Genomic DNA, 15,219 nt, shown 5'->3' with positions numbered 1-15,219 from the left:
TTTATCGCCGCGGTACACGTCCGTTGTATCGCTATTTGGGCTGCTATCCGTACTTAATTCGTGTAGACACTATCTAGGAAGTGTAAGATTTGGAATTAAATAATCAATTTCATTATGGTATGTACCGTCGAATTGTTCGAACAATGATTTCGTTGTAGTTGTCCTCCACTAATATATTTGTTTTCCTACAAATTCATCATATCCAACCGTCATTGCAAATACTTATAAACGCAGCAAGGGACACTTCCTTATGTGAAGTGTCCCTTGGAGGCCGCGCTTTTTTGTTTTAGACTGTTTTTAAGTGAAGTTCCCGGCAAAGGGGTTCAAAATAGGGAGTGCTGCTCAAATAAATATCATTTGAATAGATCATAACACTCTCGTCAGAAAAGGTTAGGCGGGAAAGTTCCTGGCCTTCCTGGCTGTATAGCGTCATGTAGCGTTCGCTAAGGCATCCGGATATGTTGCTGCGGTCATAATATGCCTGATAGCGGAAATGGTTGATGATGGACATGAGCGTGTCGATCGTTTCCCGGTCAGTGATTTCCAAATCCGAAGTGCCCCTGCGGACTACTACGATACGACCCACATCTTCACTGCCAATCTGCAAAACCTTGGCAAAAGAGCGTCCATAACGCCACAGGGCCATGATTACCAGCATAGCAAGGAGAAGAGTAAAAGCTACGTAAATCCGCCGTTTCCAGTCTTCTTTCACAGTATTTTTCATGGAAGCACCTCCTTTGTAGAAAATTTTACCACACCCCTGTCCCGAAGTAAAGCCCGCTTGCCAAACGCCAGGAAAAATGGTATAATCCCTTTACCAAAGCAGAGAGGTGAAGTTTATGATCGCCATCATCGACTACGGCGCGGGGAACCTGCAAAGCGTGGAAAAGGCCCTGCGGTATATCGGCTGTGACTGCCAGACTACATCTGACCCCGCTGTGCTTCTAGCTGCCAAAGCCGCCATCCTCCCCGGCGTGGGGGCTTTTGGAGACACCATGGAAAATCTTCGCGCCCAGGGACTGGAGGAGCCTATTAAAGCATACATTCAGAGCGGCAGGCCCTTTTTGGGCATCTGTCTGGGCCTGCAGGTTCTCTTTGAAAGCAGCGAGGAATCCCCCGGGGTGCCGGGGCTGGGGGTTCTTAAGGGGAAGATTGTGCGCCTGCCGGAGGGACCGGGCTTAAAAATCCCCCACATTGGCTGGAACAGCCTGGATATCCGAAGGCCCGGTGGGCTGTTTGCAGGCCAGAGGGCGGAGCCTTTTGTGTATTTCGTCCATTCCTACTACTTACAGGCAGAGGAGGATGTGGTTACCGCCACAGCGGGATACGGCGTGTCCATCCACGCCGCTGTGGAGAAGGGGAATCTATGGGCCTGCCAGTTTCACCCGGAAAAGAGCGGCGAGGCTGGGCTGCAAATGCTGCGCAGCTTTTGCGGCAGGGCGGAGCAGGAGGTTAAAAATCAAAGGGGGTAAGGCTATATGTATGCCAAGCGGATTATACCCTGCCTGGACGTAAAAGATGGGCGGGTGGTAAAAGGCACTGGCTTTGTGAATATCCGGGACGCGGGAGATCCGGTGGAATGTGCCATCGCCTATGACAGGCAGGGTGCGGACGAACTGGTGCTTTTAGACATCACGGCCTCCTCCGATGCCCGGAACATTATGGCGGACGTGGTGTCAAAGGTAGCGGACAGCGTGTTTATTCCCTTTACTGTGGGGGGCGGCATCCGCACAGTGGAGGATTTTACTGCCATTTTGCGGGCCGGAGCCGATAAGGTAGCGGTGAATTCAGCGGCGCTGAAGAACCCGGGGCTTATCACCCAGGCAGCAAAGAAATTCGGCAGCCAGTGCGTGGTAGTGGCTATGGATGCCAAGCGCAGGCCCCATGGCGGCTGGACGCTGTATTTAAACGGGGGCCGGGTGGACACAGGCGTGGACGCTGTGGAGTGGGCCGCAAAGATACAGGCCCTGGGGGCCGGGGAAATCCTGCTGACCAGTATGGATCAGGACGGGGTGAAAACCGGATATGACTTAGAACTGACCCGGGCTGTATCCCAGGCGGTTTCTATCCCGGTGATAGCCTCCGGCGGCGCGGGGGCCATGGAGCACTTTTACGATGCCTTTGTAGCGGCCCAGGCAGACGCGGTGCTGGCGGCCTCCCTGTTCCACTACAAGGAAATGACCATACCGGAGGTAAAGCGGTATCTGGCAGGCCGGGGCGTGCCTGTGCGGCCGGCGGGGGGATAGAAAAAAAGAGAGGGCATCACAGCCCTCTCTTTTCCTTTTCAACAAGAGATTACCCGTTTACCTCCCAGTACATTTTTGTCTTGGTGCTCACCTCGCCCTCCTGCAGGGTGAAGGAAATAGTTTCCATCAAAGGCTCGCCCAGGCCGCCGATTTCGGGGATAGTGGAGTCTGCCGTAATATACAGCTTGTCTCCGGCAAACTGGAGCACAAACCGCTTGCCAGCCACAGTCCGGGTGTTGCGCAGCTCCATTTCCAGCTTGTCTTTGGCACGCCAGCGGCCGTTTCCGCCATAGAGCACGCCGTTTACCCGGTTCTGGGCAAAATGCCCCTGCATCCCCACGTCTAAGGCGAACTCACCGTTGTCCTGCTGGGCTATAAGACGCAGGCCCGCAGGGCCAAAGTGGAAGGAAAGGGTCTGCAAAGCGCTCCCTTCCGGCACAAAACGGCCCACCCCGCCCAGGATGTCCGCAAAGCCGGGTACAGGCTTGTCAGGGACGTACACCGCGCCACTGAGGGACTCCTCTGCCCCAGGGCTGCGCATACCCAGCATGGGGTTCAGCTCCATGTTTTTCAGACGGTTCTGCAAAACATGCAGGCTCTTGGGATCCTCAGGCAGCACGCCTTCTGCCATCTGGGGAAGAAGTTTCTCCCACACAGCAGTGAGCACCGCCTGCAGCTTCATGGAAGCAGACTGGATAACCAGCACTGCATCCTGCTTTGTCATCACCACGCCATACTGCCCAAAAGCCCCGTCGCCCCGGAACACGCCCTCCGGCGCGCACCGCCAGAACTGGAAGCAGTAGCCCGCCTGCCAGTCCGGGTCGCCGCCCCAGCCGGCCCCGGCATTGTCAATCTGCTTTGTTGTGGCCAGGCCAAACCAGCCCTCATTTAAAAGCTGTTTTCCGTCCCACTGGCCCCTGTTCGCCACAAACTGCACGAACCGGGCCATGTCCTCTATGGTGAGGTAACACCCAGCCCCGCCCATGGAAACGCCATTGGGGAGGGTGTGGCACTGGATATCTGTCATGCCCAAAGGCCCAAACAGCCGGGGCTTTAAGAACTCTGTCAGAGACAGGCCCGTTTTTTTCTGCAGGATGGCACAGAGCATGTTGGTGCCTGCTGTATTATAGAGGAAATGGGTGCCTGGCTCGTACACAAAGGGGTGGGAGAGGAAATCCGCTATCCAGTCATTTTCCTGATTCGGCCCCCAGGCTATCTCTGTCTCATGGCCGCAGCCCATCATCAAAAGATGCTTCACACAGCATTTTTGCAGGTTTTCGCTGGGGTTTTCCGGAATTTTGTCTGGGAACAGCTCCACCAGCCTGTCATCCAGGGAGAGGATGCCCTCCTGGACGGCAAAGCCGATGGCAGTGGAGGTCAGGCTTTTGCTGAAGGAGAACATGATGTGAGGCTCATCCATAGCATAGGGCTTCCAGGCGCCCTCTGCGCAGACCTTCCCGTGGCGCAGCAGCATAAAGCTGTGCATTTCAATGCCCTGGGCATAAAGCTCCTCCAGCATGGCGGTGACGGCTCCGGAGGGGATACCCACGCTTTCGGGTGTGACGTGCTGCAAACTCATACAAACACAACCTTTCTGAAAAATAATAAAATCTATTCCCCTAATAAAACGACAAGCAAGCCGGAAGGCAGCATCTTCCCCCGCCCGCAAACGGGGGCCTTCCAGGCCCCTCCGGCGGAACCCGCCGCAGCGGTTTCCCAGAAACCGCTGGTTTGCGGGCGGGAGGCTGCCTCACACCCGCAGGCTGTGCCCGGTATAAATGCGTTTTGCCCGCAGGCCCCGGATTTTTTCCAGGCTCGCTTCCATCAGGGCCTTGTCCTCCCAGCACCAGGCCGGGCCAGGCCCCCAAAGGCCGGACATAGCGTCTCCTGCCAGCAGTTCCCGGTTATCCAAAAACACGCCCATAGAGCCGGCGGTATGCCCCGGCAGGGCCACCACCTTCCCGTCAATACCGTAAGGCGCAAGGGACATGCCGTCCTCTAAAAACACCGTGGGAACCGCTTCTGGGAGGGGCTGCTTTTGGATATTCCGGTTAGAGGCCCAGGCAAAAGCCTTTCCCCACAGGCCCTCCCCCGACACTGTGCGCTTCTCCCCTTTCAGCAGGGGCGCGTCCAGGGGGCTGATGGCAACAGGGCAGTGCAGCTCTTTTGCGAAATAGGCAGCATTCTGGCAATGGTCGAAATGGCCATGGGTCAGCAGAATCAGCTTTAGGCCCATGTGATGGCAGGCAGCCAGGGTGTGCTCGGCAAGCTTCTGGGTCCCGGTGTCCACCAAAACGCTGCCGCCCTCTCCCCGCAGCAGGTAGGCATGGCCCCCGCTTGCAGGCAGGGGCACCACTTGTGTGGGCATGGCGCGCCTCCTTCCGATAGGAAACTTCTTTTAAATTTAGTATAGCACAGATTAAAACGGCCTGCAATTCCTAATACTAGACATGGAAAAAGTATTTTTGGAAAGGCGGAAAAGCTATGGTACGGATTCAGAAGGTTATGGGCAGCGAGATTTTAGATTCCCGGGGGAACCCCACAGTCAGCGCCACAGTGCAGCTTACAGACGGCACTGTGGGCACGGCGGCAGCCCCCTCCGGGGCTTCCACAGGCAAGTTTGAGGCAGTGGAGCTGCGGGATGGGGATCAGCGCCGCTATGGGGGCAAGGGTGTTTTAAAGGCTGTGCGCAATATCAACGAAATCATCTCCCCGGCCCTGGAAAAGGCCCACAGCCTTACCGTCCGCCAGGTGGACGATATCCTGAAAAAACTGGACGGAACCCCTAACAAGGCCCATCTGGGGGCAAACGCCACCCTGGCGGTGTCTCTGGCCTGCGCCCGGGCCATGGCGGCCCACTACCGGATGCCCCTGTACAGGTTTTTAGGAGGAGCGGCAGCTTCCCGCCTGCCAGTGCCCATGATGAATATTTTAAACGGTGGAGCCCATGCCGCCAACAATATCGACATCCAGGAGTTTATGATCATCCCCGCCCAGGCGGAAAATTTCCGGGAGGGCCTGCGGTGGTGTGCCGAGATATACCACACCCTGGGCGCCCAGCTTCGGAAAAAAGGGCTGTCCACCGGGGTGGGGGACGAGGGCGGCTTTGCCCCGGACTTAAGCTCCGACGAAGAGGCCATTGAGGAAATCCTGGCTGCAGTGGAGAAGGCGGGGTATGGCGGGAAAGTTACCCTGGCCCTGGACGCGGCAGGCAGCGAATGGGCGCAGGAGGGCGCGTACCGCCTGCCCAAGCGGGGCAAAACCTATGTGACAGAGGACTTAATCAGCTATTGGGAGGGGCTTTTAGATAAGTATCCCATTGTGTCCATTGAGGATCCCCTGGGAGAGGAGGACTTTTCCGGCTGGGCAGAGATGACGGCCCGGCTGGGGAACCGGGTGCAGCTTGTGGGGGACGATCTCTTTGTCACCAACCTGGAGCGCCTGCAGCAGGGAATCGATCAGGGGGCGGCAAACGCCATCCTCATCAAACCCAACCAGATAGGCACCCTGACAGAAACCCTGGAAGCCATCGACCTTGCCAAGCGAAGCGGGTACAAGACCATTATCTCCCACCGCTCCGGGGAAACGGAGGACACCTTTATCGCGGACTTGGCGGTGGCGGTAAACGCGGGGCAGATAAAAACCGGGGCGCCCTGCCGCACAGAGCGGGTGGCAAAGTATAACCGCCTGCTGCGCATAGAAGAATGTTGACAATCCCCCTAAAATGCCTTATGATGGTGGTAGAATTTGGCAGAGGAGGATACGCCATGGGTAAGGTATTGGACAGGATAGAGCAATGCGTGCAGGCTGTCCGGGAGAAAACAGATTTTGTGCCCCAGGCCGCGCTGGTGCTCGGTTCCGGCCTGGGAGGCTTCGCAGACAGGATACAGGTTTCGGCACAGGTAAGCTACAGGAACATTCCAGGCTTCCCGGTGTCCACAGTGCCGGGACACGCAGGCCGGTTCCTTTTCGGCTATGTAGGGAAAACCCCGGTGGCTGTGATGCAGGGCCGGGTACACTACTATGAGGGCTATTCCATGGAGGACGTGGTGCTGCCCATCCGGGTGCTGGGCAGGCTGGGGGCTAAGGAGCTGTTCCTGACAAACGCCGCCGGGGGCATCAGCCCGGAACTGGCTTCCGGCAGCCTGATGTTATTGACGGATCATATCACCACCTTTGTGCCCTCCCCCCTTATCGGGCCAAATGAAGATGCCCTGGGCCCCCGGTTCCCGGACATGACGGAGGTGTATTCCAAGCGCCTGCAAGAGCTGGCCCGCAAGGCGGCAAAGGCGAAAGGGATTGCTTTGCAGGAAGGGGTTTACGTCCAGTGTACCGGGCCGAACTATGAAACCCCGGCGGAAATCCGTATGTTTAAGGCCCTGGGGGCCGGGGCTGTGGGCATGAGCACCGCCTGCGAGGCCATGGCGGCCCGGCACATGGGCCTGGAGGTCTGCGGCATTAGCTGCGTGACAAACCTGGCAGCAGGCCTGGGGGGCAAAGCCCTGTCCCATGAAGAAGTGCAGGAGATTGCGGCCCGGGTGTCCGGAGACTTCCAGGGGCTTCTGTGGGAGCTGCTGGAGGGGTTGGAAGAATAAGCCGCAGGGCAGGGGAAAGGTTCGCCTTTCCCCTGCTTTTTTGCTGCCATTGGGAATGTGAATTTTTAAAATAAGGTTTGTACTTGGGCCGGGATTCTGCTATAATGAATTTTATATGACTGAAAAGAAAGAGGGAATGGAGTTTATGAAGCTTCCGTTTAAAGGCAGGCGGGGTTCCTATGAAATTGACATGACAAACGGGCCTCTGCTTGGGAAAATCGTCCGGTTTGCCATCCCCCTGGCCCTGGCAGGGATTTTGCAGCTCCTGTTCAATGCTGCCGACATTGTGGTGGCGGGGCGCTTTGCAGGCAGCCAGGCCCTGGCGGCGGTAGGCTCCACCGGGGCGCTGAACATGCTGATTGTAAACCTCTTTATGGGCCTTTCCGTAGGGGTGAATGTGCTGGTGGCCCGGTTTTACGGAGGGCAGAGCTTCCGTGATTTGAAAGAGACTGTACATACCGCCATCCTTACAGCCTTAGTGTGCGGCGTGTTGCTGGTGTTTGTCGGGGCGGGGCTTTCCAGACCCCTGCTCACCCTTATGGGCACCCCGGCAGACGTTATCGACCAGTCGGTGCTGTACATGCGCATCGTGTTCGCGGGTATGCCTGCCATGATGCTGTATAACTTCGGCGCCGCCATCCTCCGGGCTGTGGGGGACACCCAGCGCCCCCTGTACTTCCTGCTGATTTCCGGCGTGATAAACGTTATCCTTAATCTGTTCTGTGTCATCGCCCTGCACATGGGCGTGGCAGGCGTGGCCGTAGCCACAGTGGTGTCCCAATGCATTTCCGCTGTGCTGGTAATCCTGTGCCTCATCCGCAGCAACGCGCCTTACCAGTTGGATCTCAAGGCCCTGCGCATCCACAAGGGCAAGCTTCTGCAAATGACGAAAATCGGGGTGCCTGCCGGGATACAGGGGGCCATGTTCTCCTTGTCCAATGTGGTTATCCAGTCTACTGTAAACTCCTTTGGATCCATTGCCATGGCTGGAGGCACAGCGGCAGGGAACATCGAAGGCTTTGTGTTCACTGCCGAGGACGCTTTTGCCCAGGCAGCCCTGAGTTTTACCGGGCAGAACTATGGCGCCAAAAAGTTTTCCCGCATTAACAAGGTGCTCTTGGACTGCATTTTGCTGGTGTCCTCTGTGGGCATTGTGCTGGGCGGGACGGTCTACCTGCTCTCAAAGCCCCTGCTGGGCATCTATTCCACAGATCCCCAGGTGGTTGAATACGGCACCCAGCGCATGTTTATGGTGGCCCTGCCCCACTTTATCTGTGGGGCCATGGGGGTTTTCACAGGTGTGCTCCGGGGCCTTGGATCCTCTGTCACCCCCATGCTTATCACAGTGTTTGGCACCTGCGTGCTGCGGGTGGCTTGGGTGTACACCATCTTCCCCCTGAACCCCACCTGGCAAATGCTGTTCCTGTCCTATCCCATTAGCTGGCTTGTAACAGGCCTGATACAGTTTGCCGCCTTCCTCTTTGTGAAAAAGCGGGCCACAGCCCGGGCGGCAGAATGAGTCCAGCCACCAGAAAGCCCTTTGCCGGAATATTCCGGCAGGTGGCTTTTTTCATTCTGTCTCTATGCTTCGCTTTGTTATATACCTTGACACACGAGGTATATAACGTGTATAATTGCATCAGGGCGCAGCCTCACTGAAATTTTTTTGGCACATAAAATTCCAAAGAGAAAAGTATCTTTTGGTAAGGATTGTCTGGGCGCGGAATATTGATTTTCCCGTTGGAAAATGCTATACTTAGAGGTAAATTGGTTTATTTCAGAGAGGGGCGCGGCCCCGGATACAACAAGGAAAGGGCCGATACCGGGCGCGCCCGTATCGCGAGGCGAGATGTATGAAAATCGGATTGGACGTAGGATCTACCACCCTGAAATGCCTGGTATACGGGGATGACGGCATGCCGGCCTTTCAGGAATATGAACGGCATTTTTCCCAAATTCCGGAAAAGGCTTCCGGAATGCTCCAGCGCATACAGGAGCGTTTTCCCCAGGCAAGAAGGGCAGAGCTGTGCATTTCAGGCTCTGCGGGCATGGGGCTTTCAGAAGATTTAGGCATTCCCTTTGTCCAGGAGGTGTATGCCACCCGGACGGCGGTGAAGAAATACCTGCCGGGGGCGGATGTGGTGATTGAGCTGGGAGGCGAGGACGCGAAAATCCTGTTCCTCTCCGGCTCCATGGAGGTGCGCATGAACGGCTCCTGCGCCGGAGGCACCGGGGCTTTCATCGACCAGATGGCAACCCTTTTGAGCATGACCCCCGGGGAGTTAAACGAAGCGGCGGAGAGAAGCGCCAGAACCTACAGCATTGCCTCCCGCTGCGGGGTGTTCGCAAAATCTGATATACAGGCCCTGTTAAACCAAGGGGCGCAAAAGGATGACATTGCCCAAAGCATTTTAAACGCGGTGGTAAACCAGACCATTGCGGGCCTGGCCCAGGGCCGGGAGATTGAAGGCCGGGTGGTGTACCTGGGCGGGCCGCTGACCTTTTTTTCCCGCTTGCGCCAGGCTTTCGACAGCATCCTGGGGGTGGAGGGCGTGTGTCCGGAAAACTCCCTGTACTATGTGGCGGCAGGAGCGGCCCTGTCCTCCCAGACAGCGGAATTTAACCTTGCGGAAATTACGGAAAAAATCAGCCATTACAGCTCCAGCCGCCATTATCAAAGCGGCATGGCCCTGTTTCACGACCAGGAGGAGTATAACGAGTTTGCCAGCCGCCATGAAAAGGACAGGGTGGAGACAGACGCCTCCCTGCCGGAAGACGGCACAGCCTTTGTGGGCATAGACGCAGGCTCCACCACCGTAAAAGCTGTAGCCATAAACCAGCAGCAGGAGATTATCTTCTCCCGCTACCTGCCCAATTCCGGCAACCCTGTGCCTTTGGTAAAGGAGTTCCTGCTGGATTTATACAGGAAGTTCCCCCATATCAAAATCAAGGCGGCAGCCTCCACTGGCTATGGGGAGGAGATTATCAAAAATGCCTTTTCCCTGGATCTGGGTGTGGTGGAAACCATCGCCCACTTTACAGCCGCCCGGAAGTTTGAGCCGGAGGTTGACTTCATCATCGACATCGGCGGCCAGGACATCAAATGCTTTAAGATTAAAAACGGAGCCATTGACAACATTTTCTTAAACGAAGCCTGTTCCTCCGGCTGCGGATCCTTCCTGCAAACCTTTGCCGGGGCCTTGGGCTATGAGATGGCAGACTTTGCAAAATGCGGGCTTTTTGCTGAAAACCCTGTGGATTTAGGCTCCCGCTGCACGGTATTTATGAATTCCTCTGTGAAACAGGCCCAGAAGGACGGGGCCAGCATAGAGAACATCTCGGCAGGGCTTTCTGTCAGCGTGGTGAAAAACGCCCTCTATAAGGTTATCCGGGTTACAGACGCCAAAAGCCTGGGCAGGCACATTGTGGTGCAGGGCGGCACCTTCTTAAACGACGCAGTGCTCAGGGCCTTTGAGAAAGAGATTGGCCAGTATGTCACCCGGCCCTCTGTTTCCGGGCTGATGGGGGCATATGGCGCGGCGCTGTATGCCCAGGAAGAGGGCAAAGGCGAAAGCGCCATCCTGGGGCCGGAGGAGCTGGAAAAATTCACCCACGAGGTGAAGGCCGCCGCCTGCAACGGCTGCCAGAACCACTGCCGCCTCACCATTAACACCTTTGCAAACGGCAAGAAATACATAGCGGGCAACCGCTGCGACAAGCCCCTGAAACGGGAAAACCCTGCCGCCCGGTATAATCTGTACGAGTATAAAAAGGAGCTGCTGGCTTCCTATAAACCTGTTCCCGGCAGCCGGGGGCGCATCGGCATTCCTATGGGCCTGAATATGTTCGAGCTTTTCCCCTTCTGGCACACCTTCTTTACAAAGCTGGGCTTTACGGTGGAGGCAAGCCCTGAATCCACCCGGCAGCTATACTTCAAAGGCCAGCACACCATTCCTTCTGATACGGTATGCTATCCGGCAAAGCTGCTGCACGGGCACATGGAGGCCCTTTTGGAGCAGAAGCCAGACGCCATTTTCTACCCCTGCATGAGCTACAACGTAAACGAGCACAAGGGCGACAACCACTATAACTGCCCTGTGGTGGCCTATTATCCCGAGGTGCTGGATGCAAATGTTACAGCCCTCGCCAAAACCAGGTTTATATACGATTATGTGGGCATCCACCGCCCCAAGGATTTCCCCAAAAAGATGCAGGCCATCCTGGCGAAGTATTTCCCCAAAATTCCGGAGCGGGAGATTAAGGCGGCGGCAAAGGCTGCCTACGGGGAATATGCGTCGTACATGAAGCGCATACGGGAAAAGGGCCAGGAATTTTTGCGGAAAGCGGAGGAGGAAAACCTGCCGGTGGTCATCCTTTCCGGCAGGCCCTATCATCTGGATCCGGAGATAAACCATGGCATAGACAAGCTCATCTGCGAGTGCGGCGCTGTGGTGGTGACAGAGGACGCAGTGAGCGGAGAGGTGGAAAAGTTCCGCACCGGGGTTTTAAACCAGTGGACATACCATGCCCGGCTGTATGCCGCCGCCAGATACGTGGTAGATTCCCAGGACAAGCGCGTAAACCTTGTGCAGCTTGTGTCTTTCGGCTGCGGCGTAGACGCCATCACCGGAGACGAGGTGCGGGCCATCCTGGAAGAGGGCGGGCGCATCTACACCCAGATTAAGATTGATGAGATCACCAACCTGGGGGCCGTGCGCATACGCCTGCGCAGTTTGTTCGCCGCCCTGGGGCTGGGGGAATAAGGCCGCGGGACGCTGTCCCGCACCCTGCAAGCCTTTTAAAAAAGGCTTGAGCCAAAACTCAATGACAATATTTACGTTTATACGGGGGAGACTGCGTAAGCGCGGAATCTCATTCCGCAGCGGAAGCTTTTGCTTGACTAGCGAACGCAGTGAGCGTTCCCGCGTCCTGGGTGCAGCGTCACGCTGCAAAAGGGTTGATCTAAAAACCAATGAAAACGTTTATGCGCGGGAGACTGCGTAAGCGCGGAATCTCATTCCGCGGCGGAAGCTTTTGCTTGACCAGCGAACGCAGTGAGCGTTCCCACGTCCTGGGTGCAGCGTCACGCTGCAAAAGGTTTAAATATAAAAACCAATGAAAACGTTTATGCGCGGGAGACTGCGTAAGCGCGGAATCTCATTCCGCGGCGGAAGCTTTTGCTTGACTAGCGAACGCAGTGAGCGTTCCCGCGTCTTGGGTGCAGCGTCACGCTGCAAAAGGAGTGAAATCATATGGAGACAGCCAGCCGGGTGGAGTTTACCCGGGAGATGAAAAAGGAATACACCATTTTAACGCCTAACATGGCCCCCATCCATTTTGAGCTGATTAAAAATGTGCTGGAGAGCTTTGGTTACAAAATAGAGCTGCTGCGCACCACCGGGCGGGAAATTGTGGACGAGGGGCTGAAGTATGTCCACAATGACACCTGCTATCCGGCGCTGCTGTCTATCGGGCAGTTGATGCACGCCCTGCACAGCGGCAAATACGATCTGCATAAGGTGGCCCTCATTATGACCCAGACAGGCGGCGGGTGCCGGGCCTCCAACTATATTCACTTATTGCGCAAGGCCCTGCACAAGGACGGCCTGGATTTTATCCCCGTCATTTCCCTGAACATCTCCGGGCTGGAGTCTAACAGCGGCTTTAAGGTGACCCTGCCCCTTCTGCGCCGGGGCATTGCGGCCCTTACCTATGGGGATCTGCTGATGCTTTTAAAGAATCAGACAAAGCCTTATGAAGCAGAGCCAGGGGCCAGCGACGCACTGGTGCAGCAGTGGATTTTAAAGCTGACAAGGCTCTTTGAACAGAACAAGGCCTTTACACAGCGGGAGGTTCACGCCTATTTTGATGAGATCGCCCGCTCCTTTGCGGAGATCCCCCGGGAGCAGCGGCAGAAAACCAAGGTTGGCGTAGTGGGGGAAATCTATGTGAAATATTCCCCCCTGGCCAATAACGATCTGGAGGAATTCCTGTTCCAGCAGGGCTGCGAGGTGATGACTCCCGGCATTGTGGGCTTCATGATTTTCAAGGTGGACAACCGCCTGGAGGACATCCGCCTGTATGGGGGCAGCGCCGCAAAAAAGCAGGTGTGTACCCTGCTGAAATGGTATTTCACCAAGTTTGAGGCAGACCTGATTGCCGCCGTAAAGAAATATCCCCAGTTTACCGCCCCTTCGCCTTATTCCCACCTGAAAAAGCTGGCGGGGCAGGTAATCGGCTTTGGCTGCAAAATGGGGGAAGGATGGCTGCTCACCGCTGAAATGATGGAGCTGATTGAAAACGGCTATGAAAATGTGGTGTGTACCCAGCCCTTTGGCTGCCTGCCCAACCACATTGTGGGCAAGGGCATGATACGCAAGGTGAAAAGCATTTATCCCCGGGCCAATATTGTGCCTATCGACTATGACCCCAGCGCCACAAAGGTGAACCAGGAAAACCGTATTAAATTAATGCTGGCTGTGGCAAATGAAGAGGCCCCTGTAAGGGCCGTTCCTGCCCCCGTAGGGGTTCAGGGCTAAGAAAAGCTAAAAAGGAAGCTGCCTGTTCATTCCAGGCGGCTTCCTTTTTTATTGTATCACAGTATAAGCGGCTTCAGATTTCCCCGCTGCTTCTTTTTAGAAATAATGCATTCCCGGCAGAACGGAAAAAGGCCATACAGTAAAGCGCCCTTTGCGGGGATCCGCCTGCACTATACGTTAAACCGGAACAGCACAATGTCTCCGTCCTGCATCACATACTCCTTGCCCTCTGAGCGCACCAGCCCCTTTTCTTTGGCGGCAGCCATGGTGCCGCAGGCCATAAGATCATCAAAGCTGATAACCTCTGCGCGGATAAAGCCCCGCTCAAAATCCGTGTGGATTTTCCCTGCCGCCTGGGGCGCCCGGGTGCCTTTCTGGATAGTCCAGGCCCGCACCTCCGGCTTTCCGGCAGTCAGATAGGAGATAAGCCCCAAAAGGGAATAGCAGGCGGTGATGAGGCGGTCAAGGCCCGATTCCTCCAATCCCATGTCGCTTAAAAACAGCAGCTTCTCCTCCAGGGAAAGCCCGGAAATTTCCGCTTCAATCTCCGCGCAGATAGGCAGCACAGCGGCGTGCTCCTGCTCCGCCAGCGCCCGCACTGCCTGGAAGCGAGTGTTTTGCCCCACTCCCTGCTGGAAATCCGACTCGCTCATGTTGGCGGCGAAAATGATAGGTTTGTTGGTCAGCAGGGAAACAGAGGACAGCAACTCCCGCTCCTCCTCGTCGCAGTCCACGCTGCGGGCAGATTTCCCCTCCTCCAGGGCCTCCCGCACCCGGAGGAAAAAATCCAGCTCTCCTTGATATTTCTTGTCAGCTTTTAAAAGCTTCCTGGTCTTGTCAATGCGCCTGTCCAGCACCTCCATATCGGAAAGCACCAGTTCCAGATCAATGGTTTCAATATCACGCCGGGGATCAATGCTGCCCTCCACATGGATGATATCGTCATTTTCAAAGCAGCGCACCACATGCACCACCGCGTCTACTTCCCGGATGTTGGAAAGGAACTTATTGCCCAGGCCCTCCCCCTTGGAAGCGCCCTTGACCAAGCCCGCTATGTCTACAAACTCAATGGTAGCAGGGGTGAATTTTTCCGGCTCATACATTTCTGCCAGCTTGTCCAGCCGCTTGTCCGGCACTGCCACCACGCCCACGTTAGGCTCAATAGTGCAGAAGGGGTAGTTTGCCGACTGCGCCCCCGCGTTGGTGATAGCGTTAAACAGTGTGCTCTTGCCCACATTGGGCAGGCCAACGATGCCTAATTTCATATATGTTCACGACTCCTTGCTATGACTGGATTTTTGACGTCTTGTTTTTGTTTCCGCACCAATTTATCGTGGAGATATGGCGCTTGCTTCAAATTGCCGTACTGCACTCACCAGTGAATCGTCCGTAACATGGACGTAGCGATCCATGGTTGTTTTGATACTGGCATGGCCCAGAAGCTGCTGTAACACTTTGGGCGGCATACCTCGTTCAGCCGCTCACGTGGTATAGGTGTGCCGCAGGTCGTGCATACAGAACCGTTTTGGCAAATGCCTTTTCCACATTCTTTGCCTTTTAGATTTTTGCCCATGTTTTGAACTCCTTTCCTAACACATTGGACGTGTGTAAAAAGAGTCCTTCGCGACATATAATTATAGCATAGGACTTGGACACATTTCAAGATTTTCAGAAGATTTTGGTGCGCACGGCGGATGTCATAATTGTTTTAGACACTTTGAGAAAGGCGTCTAAAACAATTTTCTATTTACAGACGGTGTGGGAGGCAGACAAAACCAACAGAAAACGGATTGCACAGAAAGATCTGTTTCAGGCTGGCAGGTGAACATCCCACACAGG

12 protein-coding genes are annotated in these 15,219 nt (G+C 55.6%); 7 read left to right on the top strand and 5 right to left on the bottom strand.

Annotated features, from left to right (window positions below; genetic code table 11):
* Window positions 1–286: 286 nt before the first annotated feature.
* Window positions 287–724 carry a hypothetical protein gene (locus tag D1841_RS14350; protein WP_160644124.1) on the bottom strand — a complete coding sequence of 146 codons (438 nt, stop codon included), beginning with the start codon at window positions 722–724 and terminating at the stop codon, window positions 287–289.
* Window positions 725–839: 115 nt separating this feature from the next.
* Between D1841_RS14350 and hisH the strand changes: the two genes are divergently transcribed.
* Window positions 840–1,472 (top strand): imidazole glycerol phosphate synthase subunit HisH, encoded by a 633-nt coding sequence (hisH, locus tag D1841_RS14345; protein WP_160644126.1) that lies wholly within the window; start codon window positions 840–842, stop codon window positions 1,470–1,472.
* 6 nt (window positions 1,473–1,478) lie between these two features.
* Window positions 1,479–2,246, top strand: a complete 768-nt coding sequence (hisF, locus tag D1841_RS14340) for an imidazole glycerol phosphate synthase subunit HisF (protein WP_160644127.1) — start codon at window positions 1,479–1,481, stop codon at window positions 2,244–2,246.
* A 49-nt stretch (window positions 2,247–2,295) separates the two neighbouring features.
* Here hisF and D1841_RS14335 read toward each other — a convergent pair whose 3' ends face one another.
* Both D1841_RS14335 and D1841_RS14330 read right to left on the bottom strand, forming a co-directional pair.
* The gene (locus tag D1841_RS14335) at window positions 2,296–3,825 is read right to left on the bottom strand and encodes a serine hydrolase (protein WP_160644129.1); all 1,530 of its coding nucleotides are present in this window, start codon (window positions 3,823–3,825) and stop codon (window positions 2,296–2,298) included.
* A 171-nt stretch (window positions 3,826–3,996) separates the two neighbouring features.
* Window positions 3,997–4,614: an MBL fold metallo-hydrolase gene (locus tag D1841_RS14330; protein WP_160644131.1), complete on the bottom strand. Its 618-nt coding sequence runs from the start codon at window positions 4,612–4,614 to the stop codon at window positions 3,997–3,999.
* A 116-nt stretch (window positions 4,615–4,730) separates the two neighbouring features.
* Between D1841_RS14330 and eno the strand changes: the two genes are divergently transcribed.
* From eno to D1841_RS14305, 5 genes are all read left to right on the top strand, one after another.
* Window positions 4,731–5,957 (top strand): phosphopyruvate hydratase, encoded by a 1,227-nt coding sequence (eno, locus tag D1841_RS14325; protein WP_160644133.1) that lies wholly within the window; start codon window positions 4,731–4,733, stop codon window positions 5,955–5,957.
* A 56-nt stretch (window positions 5,958–6,013) separates the two neighbouring features.
* A complete protein-coding gene (locus D1841_RS14320) occupies window positions 6,014–6,841 on the top strand; it encodes a purine-nucleoside phosphorylase (protein WP_160644135.1) in 828 nt (275 codons plus the stop codon).
* 115 nt (window positions 6,842–6,956) lie between these two features.
* Complete coding sequence (locus D1841_RS14315; protein ID WP_237076385.1) at window positions 6,957–8,360, top strand: MATE family efflux transporter; 1,404 nt, start codon at window positions 6,957–6,959, stop codon at window positions 8,358–8,360.
* 334 nt (window positions 8,361–8,694) lie between these two features.
* A complete protein-coding gene (locus D1841_RS14310; RefSeq protein WP_160644139.1) occupies window positions 8,695–11,604 on the top strand; it encodes an acyl-CoA dehydratase activase-related protein in 2,910 nt (969 codons plus the stop codon).
* Between the two features lie 489 nt (window positions 11,605–12,093).
* A complete protein-coding gene (locus D1841_RS14305; RefSeq protein ID WP_160644141.1) occupies window positions 12,094–13,380 on the top strand; it encodes a 2-hydroxyacyl-CoA dehydratase in 1,287 nt (428 codons plus the stop codon).
* A 170-nt stretch (window positions 13,381–13,550) separates the two neighbouring features.
* Here the strand turns inward: D1841_RS14305 and ychF are convergent, their stop codons facing one another.
* Together ychF and D1841_RS14295 are read right to left on the bottom strand one after the other, a co-directional pair.
* Window positions 13,551–14,645, bottom strand: a complete 1,095-nt coding sequence (gene ychF / locus D1841_RS14300) for a redox-regulated ATPase YchF (protein ID WP_160644143.1) — start codon at window positions 14,643–14,645, stop codon at window positions 13,551–13,553.
* 63 nt (window positions 14,646–14,708) lie between these two features.
* Window positions 14,709–14,846 (bottom strand): hypothetical protein, encoded by a 138-nt coding sequence (locus D1841_RS14295; RefSeq protein ID WP_237076386.1) that lies wholly within the window; start codon window positions 14,844–14,846, stop codon window positions 14,709–14,711.
* Window positions 14,847–15,219: the final 373 nt, after the last annotated feature.

It is taken from the genome of Neglectibacter sp. X4 (genome assembly GCF_009917365.1).
In the GTDB taxonomy this organism is placed as follows: Bacteria; Bacillota; Clostridia; order Oscillospirales; family Acutalibacteraceae; genus Acutalibacter.
Note: the sequence above shows the minus strand (reverse complement) of the source record. Positions and strands in the feature narration are given on the sequence as shown.